The following is a 19,623-nucleotide window of genomic DNA, read 5'->3' as shown; positions in this document are numbered from 1 at the left end:
AGCACCACGAAGCGCATGGCCTTGAAGTGGCTCAGGCCCAGCGAGTGGGCGCCGGACCGGACAACGGCCCATGACGGCGTCCACCCGGCCGCCCGGCTCATCCGACGTTCTTCGGCGCGCTGCATCGTTGTGAGCCAGTCCGCGGTGTCCGCGGTGTCGTCGAAGCCGGCGACATAGTGGGCCTGGCGGCGCAGCAACATGCCGTCCGCCCGGCCCGCGTCAGCACGCTCGGCCACTACCTTCAGGTGCTCGAAGAAGTGCGCGCGTTCGTCGGGCAGAAGCGAAGGTGAGGTGGCCACGGGCCCCCGGCGGCCGGTCCCCCGCGCGGCTCCCGCCATGGTTGACGGTGCCGTCCTGGTGAACGGCCAGGCCACGAGGTCGGTGAACGGACGTGTGATCACCCATGAGGCCAGTGGATGATCTTCGGTCCGGGCCTTCCCCGGCTCGGTGCCGAGCACGTAGCCGACGAACCGATCGGCTTCAAGGGCCATGTCCAATTGGAAGAGCAGACGCGCTCGGATGCCGGGCCGCAGGAGCCAGTGCCGCAACGACAGATACGTCCCTGTGGAGATCGCCATCAGCGGGCGGCGTCCGGATTCCCAACCCTGAATCGTCGTGACGTCCAGACCGAGAAGTTCGGCGAACCGTTCCTGGGTCGTCCCGGTGGACTCACGGATGACCTTGAGCACATAGCCGGAGATCCGGCCCTCCCGGCCGTGCTCGGCATTGCCCCGACCGGCTGTCAGGGTTCCCACGCCCTGGGAGGTCATGACAGGAGCCACCGCCGTCCGTACTCGTACTTCCGGTCAGTTCTGCGACGTCCGCGCTGTTCATAGCGTTGCCACCAGCACGACAAGCCGATCCAGCGTAGCTCGCAAGGGGCTGGCGCGACCGACTTCTTCAGGTGGATCAATGGAATCATCACTCGGGACGAAGACCGTCAGGGGCACCGATAGCGCAGAAGACCGACAGACGGCTCTATGCCGTCCACAGCACGTGGTGCACTGTGTTCCCGTCTGACAAGTGCCTGAGCCCTCACGTCCCCCCCGCTCAGCACGGTCATACTCGGCTGCGATGGCACAAGCCGTACCGGACGCTCGTACGAACGCGTCCGGTGGCCTGGACCTGCTTCTGCCAGGCCACCGTCTACGAACTGTGCGAGGGCGGCGGGCAGGCGTTCCTGCGGCGAACCGTCCACCTCAAGGGCAAGCCCGAAGTGCACGAGACCTCTCTTCGCTCGATCCGTGCAACTGCGGCGATCTGGACGGAATTGCTGTCCGGGCGAGCCCGATAGGCAGGGCAGGGCGCGCACTTCACGGGCCCGACAGCGTCACACCAGTCTGACTGCGGGACGGAAAAGCGCTGACTGCGCCATTTACCGTTAGGAAACTTTCCTTTATATTTGGGACTATCCCCCAGCATGAAGGAACGGTGACATGCGCAGAGTATGGACCTTCTTAGCCATGGCGGCGGTCTCCGTCGCCACCGTCGTCGCGCTCTCCCCGCCGGCCTCGGCGCACGGTTACATCTCCGACCCGCCCAGCCGCCAGGCCAACTGCGCGGCCGGCAAGGTCAAGAACTGCGGCCAGATCATCTGGGAGCCGCAGAGCGTCGAGGGGCCCAAGGGCCTGCGCAACTGCAGCGGCGGCGACGCCCGGTGGGCCCCGCTGGACGACGACAGCAAGGCCTGGCCCGCCGCGTCCGTCGGCGACACGGTCAACTTCAAGTGGCTCATCGAGGCCCGGCACGCCACCAGCACGTGGGACTACTACGTCGGCAGCACCCGGATCGCCTCGTTCAACGACCACGGCAGGGAACCGGGCGCGACGGTGGCGCACACGGTCAGCCTGGGCGGCCGGACCGGGCGCATCAAGCTGCTGGCCATCTGGAACATCGCCGACACGGAGAACGCCTTCTACAACTGCGTCGACCTCCAGGTGGGCCCCGGCGGCCCGACGCCGACCCCCACCGCCACCCCGACGCCGACCCCCACGCCCACCCCGACCCCCACGGTGACCCCGACCCAGGGCCCGGCCGGCAACTGGACGGCGGGCACCGCGTACAAGTCGGGTGACCAGGTGGTCTACAACAACGTCACCTACCGCTGCCTCCAGCCGCACACGGCGCTGCCCGGCTGGGAGCCGCCGAACGTGCCCGCCCTGTGGCAACGGGTGTGATCGTCTAGCTCCGGTGCACGGGGGCGGTGCGGTCGGCCATGATGGACAGGCCGGCCGCACCCCCCTTCCGGAAGGACGCCGATGAAGCGACTTCTCCTCGCCCTCGGCGTCGTCGCCGGGGTGGCGGCGGCCGTCTGGGGCGCCGTCCTGGTGCTGTCCGCGACGGCCGAACAGCCTCCGGCCAGGCAGCGATTGGCCGTCGCCCCGCTGGTGGTGCGGGACAGCGTGATCACCGACGGCGGCGGCCAGGTCGTCGAGAAGCTCGCCGCCGACTGCGCGGCCAGCCGCCACCCCGCCTTCTGCCGCCGGGTGCACGACGAGCTGACCGCGATCGATCCGCGGCTGCTCACCCGGGGCGGCCTGGTCGTGGCCACCGCGCTCGATCCGCGGGCGCAGCAGGCGGCGCAACGGGCCGTCGAGGCGCGGGTCCGCCCGGGTGACGCGCCCGTCGCCGTCGAGGCCATGGTGGCGCCCGGCAGCGGCGAGATCAGGGCGCTGGCCGCCAGCCGCGGCGACGGCGCGCACGCCCTGTCGCAGGGCTCCACGGCGATGGCGTACACGCTCGCGGCGGCGCTGTCCGGCGGCTTCCGCTACGACGACGGCTTCCCCCGCGCCCGCTCCTTCCAGGCCGCCGGCTACAACTCCTTCACCAACTGCAAGGGCGAGAACGTCGGCGACCCCGCCCACACGGTCATCGGCCCCGGCGGCGAGGACGGCGGCGCGTTCACCACCCTGCGGTCGGCCGCCCGCGCCGTGCCGAACCCCTTCTTCCTGCGGCTGGAGGAGCGGGTCGGCCTCTGCCAGACCGTGCGCACGGCGCAGCGGCTCGGCCTCGCCCGCCGCGACGGGACACCGCTGCAGGAGTACGAGACGTTCACGCTCGGCATCAACGAGGCGGACACCGTCACCGTCGCCGCCACCTACGCCACGCTGGCCGCCCACGGCCTGCGCTGCGCGCCGAGAGCGGTCAAGGAGGTCCGCGACGGCTCCGGCAAGGTGCTGCACGCCCTCGGCCCCCGATGCGAGCAGGTTCTGGACGCGGCCGTCGCCGACGCGGTGACCGGCCTGCTGCGGACCGGCGGCCTCGGCCGGGACGCGGCGGCCCTGGCGGGCAGGATCCCCGACTTCGAGTCGGCCTGGTACGCCGGTTACACCCCCGACCTGGCCGCCGCCGTCAGCCTCGGGTTCCCCGACGAGTCCGAGCCCCGCACTTCCCCCGACGGGTCCCAGCGGCGCCCGCCCACCGCCGGGCGCGATCGGCCCACGCTCACCGGCCTGACCGTCGGCGGACGCCGCTACGACACCGTGGACGGCGCCACCATCCCCGGCCCCATCTGGCGGGCCTCGATGGCCGAGGCGCTGCGCGGGGCGCCGAAGTCCCGCTTCCCGGAGCCGGACGAAGCCCGCTTCGGCGGCTGCCGGCTGGCCTGCCCGCAGTGAGGCGTCAGCACGCTCCCAGCAGCTCGGCGAGGCGGTCCATGGACTGGGCGCCGCCCTTGGGGCCGTCGGCGCGGACGATGGCGTCGCGCGCCTCGACGGACGGGTGCACCGACTGAGCCACGTACCGGGTACGGCCGCCGGCCTCCTCCAGCCGGACGGTCTCCAGGGCCACCTCGCCGGGCGTGCCCTCGAACTCCCACGTGCGCACGTACCGCTCCGGCGGCACGACCGCGTGGTAGACGCCGCCGAAGGCGTACTCCCGGCCGCGGGCGTCGGTGTTGACGAAGCGCCACCGGCCGCCCGGCGCGACCTCCATGGCGTCCACCCGGGTGTCCAGCCAGTGGGGGCCCCACCAGCGCGGGATCAGCGCCGGGTCGGTCACGACCCGGAAGACGACGTCCCTGGGGGCGTCGAAGGTCCGGATCATGATGATGTCCTGGCGGCCGGGTTCGATGACGAATTCGGTCTCAGCCATGGTCACGTCCTTCCTCGCTGTGCCGGAGCTTGCTGATCTCCTGGTCGAGCCGGTCGAAGCTGCCGGTCCAGCGTTCGCGGTAGCGGTCGATCCACGCGGAGGCGCCCTCCAGGGGCTCCGTCTCCAGGCGGCACGGACGCCACTGCGCGTCGCGTCCGCGGCTGATCAGCCCGGCCCGCTCCAGCACCTTCAGGTGCTTGGACACGGCCTGCAGGCTCATCTCGAAGGGCTCGGCCAGCTCGTTGACCGTCGCCTCGCCGTCGGCCAGCCGGGCGAGGATGGCCCGCCGGGTGGGGTCGGCCAGGGCGGCGAAGGTGAGGCTGAGCTGGTCGTCGGGCATCGGTGCGTACGTTCCTTCCTGGGCGGTCCCGACCCTAATGGTCCACGATCGCGCCGCAGGAGACGTTCACGGTCGCCGACGTCATGGTCCGGGCCCGGTCGGAGGCGACGAACGCCGCCACGTCGCCCACGTCGGCGAGGGTGGCGAGGCGGCCGAGCAGGGTGGGCTCGCGCAGCTCCGCCTCCAGCGCGGCCTTGCCGGGGAACGAGTCGGGGATGCTCTCCGGCACGCCGCCGGTGATCAGGGTGACCACGCGCACGCCCTGCGCCCCGGCCTCGCACGCCCACTGGCGGCGGATGCCCTCCATGGTGTCCAGCGACACCTTGAACCCGCCCAGCCCCGGCTGCGTCTGCGGCCCGCCGCCGCCGAACAGCAGGACGACCCCCGAACCTGCCATGTGCCGCACGGCGGCCCTGATGGTGAGGAACTGGGTGCGCGCGGCGACCTGGATCGGCCGCAGGAAGTCCTCGACGGAGATCTCGGCCAGCGGGCGCTGCACGTCCTGGACGGAGACGGCGTTGAACGAGACGTCGATGCGGCCCTCGCGGGCGGCCACCGAGCCGGTGAACGCGTCGACGGCCTGCTCGTCCAGCGCGTCGACGAGGGCGGTCTCCGCCGTGCCGCCGGCCGCGCGGATGTCGTCGGCGACCTTGTCGAGCGGGGCCCGGGTGCGGCCGGCCAGGAAGACGCGGGCGCCCTCGCGGGCGAAGGCGCGGGCCACCGCGCCGCCGATCGAGCCGCCGCCGCCGTAGACCACCGCGACCTTTTCTCGGAGAAGCATCTCTTCCTCCTTGTTCAACCCGTTGGTTTATCAACCTATAGGTTGAATACGCGACGGTGTCAAGAACTGGACAGTCCTGGAGGCTTTATCCGATCTTGTCAGGACTCCGGGGCGGTGTTACCTCTGACGGGACGGGCGTCAACCGCGCGTCTTCCGTTCCCAGGAGGAACCGTGTCCACCAGACCCTGGTTACGCAGCGCCGTGATCGCCCTCGCGGTCACCGCCTCTGCCCTGCCCCTGACCGGCGCCGCGCGGGGCGAACCCGGCGGGCAGGCCCCGATCGTCCACGACTTCCAGGCCGAGCAGCACGGCAGGCCGGACCTGGACAACCGGCAGGGCCGCGTCCCGCCGCCCGCCGGGCTCGGCGCGCGGGCCGCCGGCGCGGAGATCCGCTGGAACGCCCTCGGCACCCCCGCCGTCGTCACCGGCGCCGCGCCGCTCGCCGAGGGCCTGGGCGAGGACCCCGAACGGGCCGCCCGCGCCTACCTGGCCGCCAACGAGCCGCTGTTCGGGCTGTCGGCGGAGGAGGTCGCCGGGCTGGAGAAGGTCGCGGTCAACCCCCTCGGCGCCGGTCACGCCGTGCTCCTGCGCCAGCGGTTCGGCGGGCTGCCGGCCGGGGTGGACGGGCTCGTCGCGGTCGGCGTCGTGCGGGGGAAGGTGCGCCACGTGACCTCCTCGCTCGCCCGCGGGCAGGCCGTGCCCCCGGCCGCCGCGATCAGCGAGGCGCGGGCCCTGGAGATCGCGGCCCGCGACGGTGGCGTGGACCTGGCCACGGCGACGACGAAGCAGGTCACGAAGGTGGCCGTGCCCGCGCCCGACGGCGTGCACAGCGCGTACCAGGTGGTGCTGATCGGCGGTGGGAAGGGCGAGGCGGCGGCGTACACCACCCACGTGGACGCGGTCACCGGCGGCATCCTCACCCGCGAGAACCTGGTCGACCACTTCGACCCGGAGAACCCGCGCTGGGCGGCCTTCCCGGCCAGCCCGCCCGGCGACTACTCCGCCACCGACACCCGGCGGACCTGGTGCCAGGCGGCCGGGCCGGGCTGCGACCTCGCCACCGGCGGCGACCCGGCGACCGGCCGCGCCTGGGACGTGGACCACGCCACCGGCACGCCGACCCACACCAGCGCGGGCAACGCCGCCCGGACGTACGAGAACCGCGCGAACGGCGACCCGTTCACCGTCGGCACCCGCGCGAACGCCCCCTCCCCCGACCGCGACTACGTCTATCCGTGGCGCAACACCTGGCACCAGGCCAAGTGCGACCCGGCGACGTTCGATCAGCCGGGCGAGGCGGACCTGGAGGCCGCCATCGCCAACCTCAACGCCATGCACAACCGCATGCACGACTGGTCCTACCGGCTCGGCTTCACCGAGTCCGCCTGGAACATGCAGGTGGACAACGGCGACCGCGGCGGGCTCGGCAACGACCCCGAGCTGGGCAACGCCCAGGCCGGCGCACGCGTGGCGTCGGTGCGCGACAACGCCAACCAGATCACCGGCCCCGACGGCGTCGCCCCGATCACCAACATGTACCTGTGGCAGCCGATCGCCGGCTCGTTCTACTCCCCCTGCGTGGACGGCGACTACGACATGTCGGTCATCGGCCACGAGTACAGCCACGCCATCTCCGGCCGCATGATCGCCGGCCCGACCGCCGGCTGGAGCGGCGCGCAGGCGGGCGCCATGAACGAGAGCACCTCCGACCTGTTCGCCATGGAGTACCTGGACGAGTACGGCTTCCGCTCCTCCGGCGCGACCCCGTACGTGATCGGCCCGTACGTCACGGGCGACCGGACGCGCGGCATCCGCAACTACGACATGTCCAGGTCGCCGCTGAACTACAGCGACCTCGCCTACGACCTGGTCGGCACGCAGGTGCACGCCGACGGCGAGATCTGGACCGCCACCCAGTTCGACGTCCGCGAGGCGTTCGTCAAGCGGTACGGCAAGGGCACGCCGGCCCGGCAGCGCGACTGCGCCGACGGCAAGGTGGCGGTGGACCGGTGCCCGGGCAACCGGCGGTGGGCGCAGCTCTCGTACGACGCCCTGCTGCTGATGGCCTCCGGCGCGGTCAGCTACGTCGACCACCGGGACGCGATCCTGGCCGCCGACGCCATCCGCTTCGACGGCGCGAACCAGGACATCCTGTGGCGGGCGTTCGCCGAGCACGGCCTGGGCAAGGGCGCGGCCAGCAACGGCCCGAACGACCCCGACCCGACGCCGAGCTTCGTCGACCCGGCCGGCCGCAACGGCTCGCTCCAGCTCAAGCCGCTCGGCGAGGCCAGGGACGCGGCCCTGCGGCTCTACGTGGGCGACTACGAGGGCCGCGCGGTGCCGGTCGCCGACACCGATCCGGCCACGCCGCTGGGCGACACCGTCGAGATGACGCCGGGCACGTACCGGTTCGTGGTGGCGGGCGCCGGGTTCGGGCACGCGCGGCTGACGTTCCCGGTGGTGGCCGGGGCCAGGCTGCCGCTCCCGCTGCCGCTGCCGCGCAACCTCGCCTCGGCCGCGGCGGGCGCGACGGCCGCCGGCGACGGCGTCAACCAGGCCCGGCTGATCGACGACACCGAGGCCACGAACTGGGCCTCGCGCACCGGCGCGCCGGCCGGCCGGTCGGTCGTCGTGGACCTGGCGGGCGACCGCCCGGTCACGGTGCGCAGGGTTCAGGTGAGCGCGATGCTCCGGCCCGACGTCGGCGACGCCGCCGATCCGGGCGGGCAGAACAGGTTCTCGGCGCTGCGCGCGTTCGAGGTGCTGGCCTGCGCCGCGAACTGCGCCGACCCGGCGAGCTTCAGGAAGGTCTACACCAGCCCGGCGGACGCCTTCGACGCCACGCTGCCCCGGCCGCGCGGCGCGGACCTGCTGGTGCGCTCCTTCCGGGTGCCGCCGACCAGCGCCACCCACCTGATGCTGCGGGTGGTCAGCAGCCAGTGCACCGGCAACCCGCGCTACGCGGGCGAGCAGGACGCCGACCCCGGCTCCGCGACCGACTGCGCCACGGCGAGCCCGGCGCGCGAGCAGGTGCGGGCGGCGGAGTTCCAGGCGTACGCCCACTGACCCGCCGGCGGGCCGCCCGGCCCGCCCCTCCCAGGGGTGGGCCGGGTGGTCAGAACGGGTAGTGGGCCTGTTCGGTCGCCAGGGTGATCCAGCGGGTGTTGCTGAACGCCTCCAGGCCCCATCGGCCGCCGAACCGGCCGTAGCCGGAGGAGCCGGCCCCGCCGAACGGCGCCTGCGGCTCGTCGCCCACGGACTGGTCGTTGACGTGCACGATGCCGGTCCGCAGGCGGCGGGCCACGCGCAGGCCGTGGGTGCCGTTCTCGGTGATGATCCCGGCGGTCAGGCCGTGCTCGGTGTCGTTGGCCAGGGCCACGGCCTCGTCGTCGGTGGCGAAGGTGCCGAGCACGCACACCGGGCCGAACGCCTCGCCGTAGTACAGACGGGCGTGCTTCGGCACATCGGCCAGCACCGTGGCCGGGTGCACCGCGCCCTCGGGCTCGCCGCCACCGGCCAGCACCGTCGCGCCCTCGGCGACCGCGTCGGCGACCAGCCCGGCCACCCGGCGGGCGGCGTCCGCGCTGACCAGCGGCCCGATCACGGTCTCCGGCCGGGACGGGTCGCCGGCGGGCAGCGCGCGCACCTTGTCGGCGAACCGGCGGCCGAACTCCTCGGCCAGCGACTCGTGCACCAAAACGCGGTCGCCCGACATGCAGATCTGGCCCGCGTTCATGTAGACGCCGAACGCGGCGGCGTCGACCGCGTGGTCGAGGTCGGCGTCGTCCAGGACGATGATGGCGTTCTTGCCGCCCAGTTCCAGCAGGGCGGGCTTGAGGTGGCGGGCGGCGTGGGTGCCGATGATCCGGCCGACCTCGGTGGAGCCGGTGAAGTTGACCGCGCGGACGCGGGGGTCGGCGATGAGCGCCTCGGCGACCACGGCGGCGTCGGCCGGGTCGTTGGTGACCACGTTGAGCACGCCCGCGGGCAGCCCGGCCTCGTGCAGCAGGTCGGCGACGAACAGGCCGCACGCGATGGGGGCGTCCTCGCTGGGCTTCATGACGACGGTGTTGCCCGCGGCCAGGGCGGCGGCCACCGAGCGCACGCCGAGGATGATCGGCGCGTTCCACGGCGAGAAGGCGGCGACCACGCCGAGCGGCTCGCGCACGGCCAGGCCGAGCACGCCCTCCTCCTGCGCGGTGAGCACCTCGCCGCGCGGCGCGGTGATCGCGGCGGCGGCCTCGCGCAGCATGTTCGCGGCCAGCCCGACGTTGAACAGCGCCCACGGACGGGTGCCGCCGACCTCGGCGGCCATCAGCGCCACGGCCTGCTCGCCGCGCTCCTGGAGCAGGTCGGCGGCCTTGAGGAAGATCGCCCGGCGGGCGAACGGGCTGGTGGCGGCCCAGCCGTCGAAGGCGGCCTGCGCCGCGTCCACGGCCGAGGTGACGTCCTCGACGCCCGCGGCGGCCACGGTCGCGTACACCTCGCCTGTGTAGGGGGCCAGGTCGGGGGTCGTACGGCCGCTCAGGGCGGGGACGTTCTTGCCGCCGATCAGCAGGTCACGGGTGATGGTCATGCGGGCTCCCCTGATATCTCGGTCAGGACGCGCTGGGCGACGGCGAACGCCGCGTTGGCGGCCGGCACCCCGCAGTAGATCGCGCTCTGCAGCAGCACCTCGCCGATCTCGTCGGCCGTCAGCCCGTTGCGCACGGCGGCGCGGACGTGCATGGCCAGCTCGTCGAGGTGCCCATGGGCGACCAGCGCGGTGAGGGTGACGCAGCTCCTGGTGCGCCGGTCGAGGCCGGGCCTGGTCCAGATCTCCCCCCAGGCGTAGCGCGTGATGAGGTCCTGGAAGTCCCTGGTGAAGGCGGTGGTGCGGGCGACGGCCCGGTCGACGTGGGCGTCCCCGAGCACTTCCCGGCGCACCCGCATGCCGGGGGCGGCGGGCAGGTGGGCGAGCAGCGCGGCGGTGACCCGTTCGGGCTGGTCGACGCCGGCCAGGTGGGCCGCTCCCGGCACCTCCACGAGCGTCGCGCCGGGGATGCCGTCGGCCAGCTCCCTGGCGTGCGCGGGCGGCGTGGCCGGGTCGTCTCGGCCGCCCAGGACCAGCGTCGGGACGGCGATGCCGGGCAGCTCGGCGCGCAGGTCGTAGCCGGCCAGGGCGTCGCAGCAGGCGGCGTAGCCGGCGGGGTCGGCGGCGGCGAGGTCGTCGAGCAGCGCCGGGTCGCCCGGCCCGGCGAACCAGCGCTTGGCCGTGGGCTCCAGCAGCGGCGCGGTGCCCCGCTCACGGACCAGCGCGGCCCGCTCGCGCCAGCCGTCCGGCTCGCCGAAGCGGGCCGAGGAGCAGATCATCGCCAGGGACAGCAGGCGTCCGGGGTGGCGCAGGGCCAGGGTGGCGCCGATCGCGCCGCCGATGGAGATGCCGGCGTAGTGGAAGGCGTCCAGGCCCAGGTCGTCGGCCAGGTCCAGGACGAGCCCGGCCAGGCCGTCGATCGTGGACACGCCGGACGACGGGGAGCCGCCGTGTCCCGGCAGGTCGAAGCGGACCACGCGGAACCTGCGGGCCAGCGCGGCGACCTGCGGCTCCCACACCCGGGTCGAGGTGCCGACCGACGGGCCGAGGACGATCGGCTCCGCGTGTTCCGGGCCGTCCACCCGGTGCTGCAACAACGTCACTTCTCCTCCAGCGCCCGCTTGACCAGGGCGGCGGCGGCGCCGGGCGGTCCGGCGACGGTCAGGGCGGCGCGCATGCGCCCGGGATCGACCCGCAGGCCGGCGACCAGTTCCGCGGCGTCGCGGGCGGCGCCGGCGACCAGGCGCAGCGCCTCGCGCAGCGGCTGCCATTCGGCGTGCCAGGCGCCGGGCGGGCGCTCGTCCTCGGCGGCGAGCGAGGCGTACAGGACGGCGGCCAGGGCGGGCACCTGGCGGGCCGCCGCGGCGATCATCGTGGCCCGCACGGGGTTGTGCTTGTGCGGCATCGACGACGAGCCGCCGCCGACGCCCTCGGACACCTCGCCGATCTCGGTCCGCGACATCACCAGCACGTCGGCGGCCGGCTTGCCCAGCGCGCCCGCGGTGAACGCCAGCGCCCCGGCCAGGTCGGCGACGGGGGTGCGCAGCACGTGCCAGGGCAGCGTGGGCGCGGCCAGCCCCAGCTCGGCGGCGAACCGGCCGGCCACCTCCAGCGCCCCTGCACCTCCGTCGTCCGGGTCAGGGGCGGTGAACCGGTCGAGGGTGCCGGCGGGGCCGCCGAGCTGGGCGGGCAGGGCCTCGCGGGCGGCTCGGAGGCGGTCGCGGGCGTCGAGCGCCAGCTTCCGCCAGCCCGCCGCCTTGAGCCCGAACGTGGTGGGCACGGCCTGCTGGGTGAGCGTGCGGGCGGCCATGACGGTGTCGCGATGGTCCCATGCCAGCGTGGCCAGCCCGGCGGCCACCCGGTCGAGGTCGTCCAGGACCGGCCCGAGCGCCCGGTGGGCGACCAGCATGAGCGCGGTGTCGAGGATGTCCTGGCTGGTCGCGCCCGCGTGCACGTGCTCCGCGTACGGCCCGGCGGCCGCGCGCAGGTCGTCCACCAGCGGGATGACCGGATTGCCGCCCGAACGGGCCCGCGCGGCCAGGCCGGCCGGGTCGAACAGCTCGGCGCGGGCCGCGGCGGTCACGGCGTCGGCCGCCTCCCGCGGCGCGCGCCCGAGCGCGGCCAGCACCCGGGTGAGCGCGGCCTCCGCGTCGAGCATGGCCTGCAGGACCGCCACGTCGCCGGTCGCCTCGGCCCCGCCGCGCATGGGCGCGAGCAGCCCGAAGTCGCCCAGGGCGCCCACGGAGGACGCGCCCGGGTTCCCGCCGCCGGGGTCAGCCGAAGTCAAGGAAGACCGTCTCCTTCTCGCCCTGAAGATGGATGTCGAAGCGGTGGACGCCCTCCCGCTCCTCGACCGCGACCAGCGTGCGCGCCCGGTCGGGCGGCAGCGAGTCGAGGAAGGCGTCGGGCCGCAGGTAGATGCGGGTGAACAGGTGGTGGAGCAGGCCGCGGGCGAACACGCACACGCTGATGTACCCGTTGCCCGGCTCGACCGTGCGCAGCGTCCAGTGGCCGTCGGCGTCGGTGGGGACGCGGCCGAACCCGGTGAAGTCGACGCCGTGCCGGCCGATGACCGCGCCGTTGACCGGGTCGCGGCGCAGCGAGCCGGGCGCGCCCGACAGGTCGCCCGTGGGGTCGGCCTGCCAGAACTCCAGCAGCGCGTCGGGGATCGGGTCGCCGGCGCCGTCGTAGACGCGGCCGTGCACGGTGATGCCGCCGGTGGCCAGGTCGCCGCCGCCGGGGAAGGGCAGCGCGTAGCCGTAGAACGGGCCGACCGTCTGCGAGGGGGTGGGGTTCATCGGCCTTCCTCCATCCAGGTCGCGGCGGGCCCGTCGAGCACGATGTCCCACCGGTAGCCCAGCGACCACTCGGGCTTGGACAGGTCGTGCGCGTAGGTGGAGACCAGCCGCTGCCGGGCGCCGTCGTCGGTGACCGACTGCAGGATCGGGTCGTAGGGGAACAGCGGGTCGCCGGGGAAGTACATCTGAGTCACCAGCCGCTGGGCGAAGGCCGTGCCGAACAGCGAGAAGTGGATGTGCGCGGGCCGCCAGGCGTTGACGTGGTTGCGCCAGGGGTAGGGGCCGGGCTTGATCGTGGTGAAGTGGTAGCGGCCGTCGTCGTCGGTCAGGCAGCGGCCGACGCCGGAGAAGTTGGGGTCGAGCGGCGCGGGGTGGTCGTCGCGCTGGTGCAGGTAACGCCCGGCGGAGTTGGCCTGCCAGATCTCCACGAGCTGGCCGCGCACGGGCCGGCCCTGGCGGTCGAGCACCCGGCCGGTCACGGTGATCCGCTCGCCCAGCGGCTCGCCGAGGTGCTGCCGGGTCAGGTCGGAGTCGAGGGCGGTCACGTCCGTGACGCCGAACACCGGGCCGGACAGCTCGCTCGCCTCCGGGTCCTTCAGCGCGACCAGCGGCTGCTTGGGGTGGCGCAGCAGGGTGCTGCGGTAGGGGGCGTAGTCGCGCGCGGGGTGGTCGGCGGGCCGCTCGCCGCGGGACTCGCTCAGCGCGGCGATCTCGCGGTCGATGTCGGCCTGCGTGAGGGGTTCGGACATGGACGCTACCTTTCGAGTACGACGGCCAGCCCCTGGCCGACGCCGATGCAGAGGGAGGCGAGCCCGACGCCCGAGCCGGCCGCGGCCAGCCGGTGGGCCACGGCGCCGGTGACGCGGGCCCCGGAGGCGCCGAGCGGGTGGCCGATCGCGATCGCGCCGCCGTCGGGGTTGACCAGGGCGGGGTCGAGCTCGGGCAGCTCGGCCAGGCAGCCCAGCACCTGCGCGGCGAACGCCTCGTTCAGCTCGACGGTCGACAGGTCGCCGAAGCCCTTGCCGGCCTTGGCCAGCGCCTTGCGCACGGCCTCGACCGGGCCGAGCCCGAAGTAGCGCGGCTCCAGCGCGCTGACGGCGCTCGCGGTGAGGCGGGCCAGCGGCTCGCGGCCGCGCAGCCCCTCCTCGTCGGTCAGCAGCAGCGCCGCCGCGCCGTCGTTCAGCGGGGAGGAGTTGCCGGCCGTGACCGTGCCGCCGTCCCTTCTGAACACCGGCTTGAGCCGGGCCAGCGCCTCGGCCGAGGTGTCGTCGCGGATGCCCTCGTCCCTGGTCAGGCCGGCGATCGGGACGATCTCGCGGTCGAGGGCCGCCTTGGCCGCCTTCCGGTGGCTGCCCAGCGCGTACGCGTCCTGCTCCTCGCGGGTGATGCCGTGCTTGTCGGCGATCAGCTCGGCGCCCTCGCCGAGCGCGACCGTGTGCTCGGCGGGCATCCTCGGGTTGACCAGCCGCCAGCCGAGCGTCGTGGAGACCAGCTCCCCGCCGCCCGCCGGGAAGGCGCGGTCGGGCTTGGGCAGCACCCAGGGCGCGCGGGTCATCGACTCCACGCCGCCCGCGATCACCGCCGAGGCGTCGCCGACCGCGATGGCCCGGTACGCCTGGATGATCGCCTCCATGCCGGAGCCGCACAGCCGGTTGACGGTGGCGCCGGGCGTGGTGACCGGCAGCCCGGCCAGCAGCGCGGCCATGCGGGCGACGTTGCGGTTCTCCTCGCCCGCGCCGTTGGCGTTGCCCAGGAGCACCTCGTCGGCGCTCTCCTGGCCGGTCCGCTCGACCAGCGCCGCGACGACGTGCGCGGCCAGGTCGTCGGGGCGCACCTTGGCCAGCGCGCCGCCGTGGCGGCCGAACGGCGTGCGGACGGCGTCGACGATGTAGACGTCCTTCATGCGGTGACCTCCGCGTCGGTACGGTTGCGCAGCTCGTCCAGGCCCACGCCCGGCGCGCTCTCGACCAGGGCCAGCCCCTGCTCGGTGACGTCGAGGACGCCGAGGTCGGTGATGATCCGGTGCACGCATCGCCGGCCCGTCAGCGGCAGCGAGCACTCCTCGACGATCTTGGGTGAGCCGTCCTTGGCGTTGTGTTCCATGATCACGATGACCTTGCGCGCCCCGTGCACCAGGTCCATGGCCCCGCCCATGCCCTTGACCAGCTTGCCGGGGACCATCCAGTTGGCCAGGTCGCCGCGGGCCGAGACCTGCATCGCGCCGAGCACGGCCACGTCGATGTGACCCCCTCGGATCATGCCGAACGACAGCGAGGAGTCGAAGAACGACGCGCCGGGGAGCACGGTGACCGTCTCCTTGCCCGCGTTGATCAGGTCGGGGTCGACGTCGGCGGGCGCGGGGTACGGGCCGACGCCGAGGATGCCGTTCTCGGAGTGGAGGACCACGTCGACGCCCGGCGGCAGGAACGACGGGATGCGGGTGGGCAGGCCGATGCCGAGGTTGACGTAGTCGCCGTCGCGCAGCTCGGCCGCCGCCCGCGCGACCATCTGGTCACGGGTCCAGCTCATTCGGTGACTGTCCTTTTCTCGATGCCCTTGTCGGCGGCCTGCTGCGGAGTGAGGGCGAGCACGCGCTGCACGAACACGCCGGGCAGGTGGACCTCGTCGGGGTCGATGTGCTCGGCCAGCTCCTCGACCTCGGCGACGGTGACGCGCCCGGCCATGGCGGCCAGCGGGTTGAAGTTCCTGGCGGCGCGGTGGAAGACCAGGTTGCCGGACCGGTCGCCCCTGGCCGCCCGGACCAGCGCGAAGTCGGTGCGGATGCCGTGCTCCAGGACGTACTCCCGGCCGTCGAACTCGCGCACCTCCTTCGGCGGCGAGGCGACGGCGACGGTGCCGTCGGGGTGGTGGCGCAGCGGCAGGCCGCCGTCGGCGACGGGGGTGCCGACCCCGGCCGGGGTGTAGAAGGCGGGGATGCCGCTGCCGCCGGCCCGCAGCCGCTCGGCCAGGCTGCCCTGCGGGGTCAGCTCGACCTCCAGGTCACCGCCGAGGTACTGCCGGGCGAACTCCTTGTTGTCGCCGATGTAGGAGGCGGTCACGCGGGCGATGCGCCCGGCGGCCAGCAGGATGCCGAGGCCGCCGCCGTCGACGCCGCAGTTGTTGGACACGACGCCGATGCCGGTCACGCCGGTGTCGTAGAGGGCCTGGATCAGCACGTTGGGGATGCCGCTGAGCCCGAAGCCGCCGACCGCGAACGACGCGCCGTCCCGCACGCCGGCCAGCGCCTCCGCGGCCGTCGCGACCACCTTGTCTCTCCGCACGACGCTCCGTTCAGCCGAGGATGTCCGCCGAGTGCCCGCCCGAAGGTGTTCGCTCTGCGAACTTTAGTTCACTATTATGGGTTCGAGTATCTGTAACCGGGGCGTTCCTGTCAAAGCCCCCACCTGGACGAGGAGTCGCCGATGGAACCGGCCGGGACCCTGGAGCGCGGCCTGGCCGTGCTGCGCGTGCTGGCCGCCGACCCCGGGCGGCCCATGCGCGCGACCGACCTCGTCCGCGCCACCGGGCTGGCCAGGTCCACGGTCGACCGCGTGCTGGCCACGCTCGTGCACCTCGGCCACCTGCGGGCCGAGGGCCGCGACGTGCTGCTCGCGCCGCCGCTGATGGCGCTGGGCGCGGCCTACCTGGCCTGCGACGGCCTCCAGGAGAGGCTGTCACCCCTGGCCGAGCGGCTGGCCGCCGAGCTGGAGGAGTCGGTCTCGCTGGCCGTGCCCGACGGCGACGGCGTGCGCTTCGTCGGCCAGTTCACCCGGCGGCGGACGATGTCGGTGGCCTTCCGGGTGGGCGACCTGCTGCCCGCCGGGCGGTGCGCGGCCGGGCTGGCCCTGCTCGACCCCGCCGCGCCGTGGGCCGAGGACGACCAGCTCATCGAGCCGGGGCTGATCGCGGTCGCGCTGCCCGTCCGCGACCCCGGCGGCACGGCGGTCTGCGCGGTCAGCGTGGTCAGCCACACCAGCAGGCACACGGTGGCGGGGCTGCGCGAGCACGCCCTCCCCCGGTTGCGCGCGACGGTGGCGGACATGGAGGCCGTCCTGGCGGCCCAGGCCGCCCGCCCCCGGGAGCCGCGCCGCGCGCCCGCCGGGCTGGACGGTTCGCGGGCCGTCAAGGAGGAGCTGGGCATGGGCTATCTGCAGTCGCTCGCCCGCGGCCTGGCCGTGCTGGTCTCGCTCGGGTCGGCGCGCGGCGGCTGCACGCTGGCCGAGTCCGCCAGGGTGACCGGCCTGCCCCGGGCCACCGTCCGGCGCGCGGTGCAGAGCCTGCAGGGCCTCGGCTACGCCGCCGCCGTGGGCGACCGCCACGTGCTGCTGCCCAAGGTGCTCGAACTGGGCTACGCCCACCTGTCGGGGCGTACGTTCGGCGAGGTGGTCCAGCCGCACCTGGCCGACCTGGTGGCGCGCGTCCGCGAGTCGGCGTCGGTCGCGGTGCTGTCCGGCGACGACGTGCTCTACGTGGCCCGGGTGCCCACGGTCAGCATCATGAGCGTGGACATCACGGTCGGCACCCGCTTCCCGGCGTACGCCACGTCCATGGGCCGGGTGCTGCTGGCCGGGCAGCCCGCCGCGCGGGTGGCCGCCATCGAGCCGAAGCCGCTGTCCCGGCACACGATCACCTCGCCGGACGGGCTGGCCGCGGCCGTGCGGCAGGCCGCCGCCGACGGCTACGCGCTGGTGGACCAGGAGCTGGAGGAGGGCGTGCGGTCGATCGCCGTCCCCGTGCGCGGGCCGGACGGACGCGTGGTGGCGGCGGTCAACGTGGCCACGCACGCCGGCCGGGCCAGCCGCGACCACCTGCTGCGCGACGTGCTGCCCGAGCTCAGGCGGACGGCCGCGCGCATGGAGGCCGACCTCGCGCACACCGGCCGGCTCCCCTGACGGGCCTCCCGGCTGCCGGCCGGCTCCCTGGCGGGCCTTCCGGCTACCGGGTGGCCTCGGCGCGGGCCTCGCTCGGGGTCAGGCCGTACCGGGCGCGGAAGAGGCGGGCGAAGTGGGCCTGGCTGGAGAAGCCCCAGCGGTGGGCCACGTCGGCGATCGTGGTCTCCAGCGCGCGCGGCCCGGTCAGCTCGGCGTGCGCCCGGACCAGCCGCCGCTCCACGATGTGCCGGGCGGGCGTGCGGCCGGTGGACTCGAAGATGCGCGCCAGGTGCCGCACGGAGATGCCCATGACCCCGGCCACCTGCGCCGCCCCCAGGCAGGGGTCGTGCAGGTGCCGGTCGATGTAGTCCTCGGCCACGATGAGCTGCGACCGGTAGGCGTCCGGCCCGGGACGCCCGCCCGTGCGCTCCTCGGCGAGCTGCCTGAGCAGGTCGAGCACGGCCCGCTCGGCCTCGGCCGGGTCGGGCGCGGAGCGCAGGGCGGCCAGGCCGCCGATCATCGAGCGCAGCGCGGCCACGAGCACGCCCTCCCGCGCCGTCGCCCTGCCGAACACCATCGGCCCCGGCAGCCCGCCCGCCACGCACGCCTGCGCGAACAGCTCGCGCGGGACGTCCACCAGGATCTGCCGCATCGAGGAGGAGAACCCGAACAGGTACGGCCGGCGCGTGTCGTAGACGACCAGCTCGCCCGCCGTGGCGGCCAGGCAGCCGTTCTCGTGCAGGAACACCGCCTCGCCCTTGAGCAGCAGGGTCGCGAACACCGAGTCCTTCGGCGTGGACCTGACGGTCTGCGGGCTGCGCTCGATCGCGTGGGCGTTCCCGGCGATCTCGGCCAGCCGCAGCCCGGCCAGCTCGATGTTGGTCTGCCTGGCCAGCAGGCCGTGCTCGGAGTACGACGTGCACGACAGGCCCACCAGCGCCCTGCGGTTGTAGTCCTCCCAGAAATGGATGCGCTCGGCGGGTTCGACGTGCTCGGTCGTGGCCTGGGAGATCACGGAGACGGCGGACAAGGCGACCCTCCTCGCGTTCGTGCCGGTCAGGGGACACACAGCTTAGGTGAGATGTCACACAGCCAGATAGCCTCCGTCCACGGGGACGACCGCCCCGGTGACGTACGACGCGGCCGGCGAGCACAGGAACGCCACCACCGAGGCGACCTCGCGCGGCCTGCCCAGCCGCCCGCCGGGGATGCGGGCCAGCACCTGGGCCAGGGCCGGCGGGTCGTCGAGCACGCCCCGGGCCAGCGGGGTGACCACGAAGCCGGGGGCGACGGCGTTGACCCTGATGCCGTCGGCGGCGTACTCGGCCGCCAGCGACTTCGTGAGCTGGGAGACGCCGCCCTTGCTGGCGCTGTAGGCGGGCCGGTCCCGGCTGCCGAAGAAGGCGAACATGGAGGAGACGTTCACGATCGCGCCGCCGTGCTCGGCCAGCGCCGGGCGGGCGGCCTGGCAGGCGACCATGGTGGCGGTCAGGTTGACCTCGATGACGCGCTGCCAGCGGGCCAGGTCGTACTCCTCGCGGTCGTGGCTGACGCCCGCGCAGTTGACCAGCGCGTCGAGCGGGCCGCCGGCCGACAGCAGGCGGGCCAGGCCGCCCCGGTCGAGCACGTCGTGCTCCACCACCCGGACCAGCGGGTGCGCGGGCAGTTCGGCCGGGTCGGCGGGCGGCAGGCCGAGCGCGGTCACGGCGGCGCCCAGCTCGGCGAGGAGCACGGCGGTCGCCGCGCCGATGCCGGACGTGCCGCCGGTCACGAACGCGTGCCGCCCGGCGAACAGCCCTGGGGCGAGTCCGTCGGTCACCGGAGCCGCCCCCCGTCCTGAGCGGGTCGTACCAGCACCTTGACCTGGTCCTCGCCGCGCAGCAGCGCCTCGAACCCGTCGCGCACCACGTGCTCCAGCGGGATGGTCGCGGTGACGATCGCGGCCAGGTCCACGCCCTCCTCGGCGACCATGCGGATCAGCTCCGGGTAGGCGTCGCGGTAGCCGACGCTGGTCACGATCGTCTGCTCGTTGTTGACCAGGGCGAAGGCGTCGAGGGAGACCGTGCCGGTCAGCCCGAGGAACACCACCCGGCCGCCGCGTCTGGTGGCGGCCAGGCAGGCGCGCAGCGTGCCCTCCGAGCCGACGGCCTCGAAGACGACGTCCGCAC

General features: G+C 74.2%; 19 protein-coding genes. 4 read left to right on the top strand and 15 right to left on the bottom strand.

Annotated elements, in window-relative coordinates; translation table 11 throughout:
- Positions 1–770: helix-turn-helix domain-containing protein (locus ACWCSD_RS25395; protein ID WP_449918392.1), on the bottom strand; the 770-nt coding region annotated here is incomplete at its 3' end.
- 666 nt (positions 771–1,436) lie between these two features.
- Here ACWCSD_RS25395 and ACWCSD_RS25390 point away from each other — a divergent pair.
- Complete coding sequence (locus ACWCSD_RS25390) at positions 1,437–2,177, top strand: lytic polysaccharide monooxygenase (protein WP_449918389.1); 741 nt, start codon at positions 1,437–1,439, stop codon at positions 2,175–2,177.
- Positions 2,178–2,258: 81 nt separating this feature from the next.
- Positions 2,259–3,617, top strand: coding sequence for a hypothetical protein (locus ACWCSD_RS25385; RefSeq protein WP_449918386.1), 1,359 nt, complete (start codon positions 2,259–2,261; stop codon positions 3,615–3,617).
- A gap of 4 nt (positions 3,618–3,621) precedes the next feature.
- Here ACWCSD_RS25385 and ACWCSD_RS25380 read toward each other — a convergent pair whose 3' ends face one another.
- The 3 genes from ACWCSD_RS25380 to ACWCSD_RS25370 are packed head-to-tail and all read right to left on the bottom strand — an operon-like array spanning position 3,622 to position 5,213.
- Positions 3,622–4,092, bottom strand: a complete 471-nt coding sequence (locus tag ACWCSD_RS25380; RefSeq protein WP_449918383.1) for an SRPBCC family protein — start codon at positions 4,090–4,092, stop codon at positions 3,622–3,624.
- The gene (locus ACWCSD_RS25375) at positions 4,085–4,432 is read right to left on the bottom strand and encodes an ArsR/SmtB family transcription factor (protein WP_397160328.1); all 348 of its coding nucleotides are present in this window, start codon (positions 4,430–4,432) and stop codon (positions 4,085–4,087) included. Before ACWCSD_RS25375 ends, ACWCSD_RS25380 begins: the two co-directional genes overlap by 8 nt.
- 34 nt (positions 4,433–4,466) lie before the next feature.
- Positions 4,467–5,213, bottom strand: a complete 747-nt coding sequence (locus ACWCSD_RS25370) for an SDR family NAD(P)-dependent oxidoreductase (RefSeq protein ID WP_397160330.1) — start codon at positions 5,211–5,213, stop codon at positions 4,467–4,469.
- 171 nt (positions 5,214–5,384) lie between these two features.
- Here ACWCSD_RS25370 and ACWCSD_RS25365 point away from each other — a divergent pair, with 171 nt between their 5' ends.
- On the top strand, positions 5,385–8,279 hold the full coding sequence (locus tag ACWCSD_RS25365; protein ID WP_449918378.1) for a M36 family metallopeptidase: 2,895 nt from the start codon (positions 5,385–5,387) through the stop codon (positions 8,277–8,279).
- A gap of 49 nt (positions 8,280–8,328) precedes the next feature.
- Here the strand turns inward: ACWCSD_RS25365 and ACWCSD_RS25360 are convergent, their stop codons facing one another.
- Genes ACWCSD_RS25360 through ACWCSD_RS25325 form a run of 8 tightly spaced genes read right to left on the bottom strand, consistent with a single transcriptional unit; the run spans position 8,329 to position 15,865 of the window.
- Entirely contained in the window at positions 8,329–9,789 is a 1,461-nt protein-coding gene (locus ACWCSD_RS25360) for an aldehyde dehydrogenase family protein (protein WP_397160334.1), read from the bottom strand.
- Entirely contained in the window at positions 9,786–10,883 is a 1,098-nt protein-coding gene (gene pcaDC, locus ACWCSD_RS25355) for a bifunctional 3-oxoadipate enol-lactonase/4-carboxymuconolactone decarboxylase PcaDC (RefSeq protein WP_387673244.1), read from the bottom strand. The genes ACWCSD_RS25360 and pcaDC overlap by 4 nt, the downstream gene beginning before the upstream one ends.
- 2 nt (positions 10,884–10,885) lie before the next feature.
- Positions 10,886–12,073, bottom strand: a complete 1,188-nt coding sequence (gene pcaB / locus ACWCSD_RS25350) for a 3-carboxy-cis,cis-muconate cycloisomerase (RefSeq protein ID WP_449918375.1) — start codon at positions 12,071–12,073, stop codon at positions 10,886–10,888.
- A complete protein-coding gene (pcaG, locus tag ACWCSD_RS25345) occupies positions 12,060–12,584 on the bottom strand; it encodes a protocatechuate 3,4-dioxygenase subunit alpha (protein WP_358292527.1) in 525 nt (174 codons plus the stop codon). The genes pcaB and pcaG overlap by 14 nt, the downstream gene beginning before the upstream one ends.
- The gene (gene pcaH / locus ACWCSD_RS25340) at positions 12,581–13,333 is read right to left on the bottom strand and encodes a protocatechuate 3,4-dioxygenase subunit beta (RefSeq protein WP_397160339.1); all 753 of its coding nucleotides are present in this window, start codon (positions 13,331–13,333) and stop codon (positions 12,581–12,583) included. Before pcaH ends, pcaG begins: the two co-directional genes overlap by 4 nt.
- A 5-nt stretch (positions 13,334–13,338) precedes the next feature.
- Entirely contained in the window at positions 13,339–14,487 is a 1,149-nt protein-coding gene (locus ACWCSD_RS25335) for a thiolase family protein (protein ID WP_397160341.1), read from the bottom strand.
- Positions 14,484–15,113 carry a CoA transferase subunit B gene (locus ACWCSD_RS25330; RefSeq protein WP_352328076.1) on the bottom strand — a complete coding sequence of 210 codons (630 nt, stop codon included), beginning with the start codon at positions 15,111–15,113 and terminating at the stop codon, positions 14,484–14,486. Before ACWCSD_RS25330 ends, ACWCSD_RS25335 begins: the two co-directional genes overlap by 4 nt.
- A complete protein-coding gene (locus tag ACWCSD_RS25325) occupies positions 15,110–15,865 on the bottom strand; it encodes a CoA transferase subunit A (RefSeq protein ID WP_364336834.1) in 756 nt (251 codons plus the stop codon). The genes ACWCSD_RS25330 and ACWCSD_RS25325 overlap by 4 nt, the downstream gene beginning before the upstream one ends.
- Positions 15,866–16,006: 141 nt before the next feature.
- Here ACWCSD_RS25325 and ACWCSD_RS25320 point away from each other — a divergent pair, with 141 nt between their 5' ends.
- Positions 16,007–17,476 (top strand): IclR family transcriptional regulator domain-containing protein, encoded by a 1,470-nt coding sequence (locus tag ACWCSD_RS25320; RefSeq protein WP_449918370.1) that lies wholly within the window; start codon positions 16,007–16,009, stop codon positions 17,474–17,476.
- Positions 17,477–17,519: 43 nt separating this feature from the next.
- On the opposite strand, the gene ACWCSD_RS25315 is transcribed toward ACWCSD_RS25320, so the two are convergent.
- The 3 genes from ACWCSD_RS25315 to ACWCSD_RS25305 form a co-directional block, all read right to left on the bottom strand.
- Entirely contained in the window at positions 17,520–18,485 is a 966-nt protein-coding gene (locus ACWCSD_RS25315; RefSeq protein WP_387672993.1) for a helix-turn-helix domain-containing protein, read from the bottom strand.
- Positions 18,486–18,539: 54 nt separating this feature from the next.
- Complete coding sequence (locus tag ACWCSD_RS25310) at positions 18,540–19,274, bottom strand: SDR family NAD(P)-dependent oxidoreductase (protein ID WP_449918366.1); 735 nt, start codon at positions 19,272–19,274, stop codon at positions 18,540–18,542.
- A partial coding sequence (locus tag ACWCSD_RS25305; RefSeq protein WP_449918363.1) for a zinc-binding dehydrogenase occupies positions 19,271–19,623 on the bottom strand: 353 nt, incomplete at its 5' end. The genes ACWCSD_RS25310 and ACWCSD_RS25305, both read right to left, overlap by 4 nt.

The sequence above is a fragment of the Nonomuraea sp. NPDC001684 genome, assembly GCF_053596515.1.
This window is presented reverse-complemented; position numbering and strand designations above follow the sequence as displayed.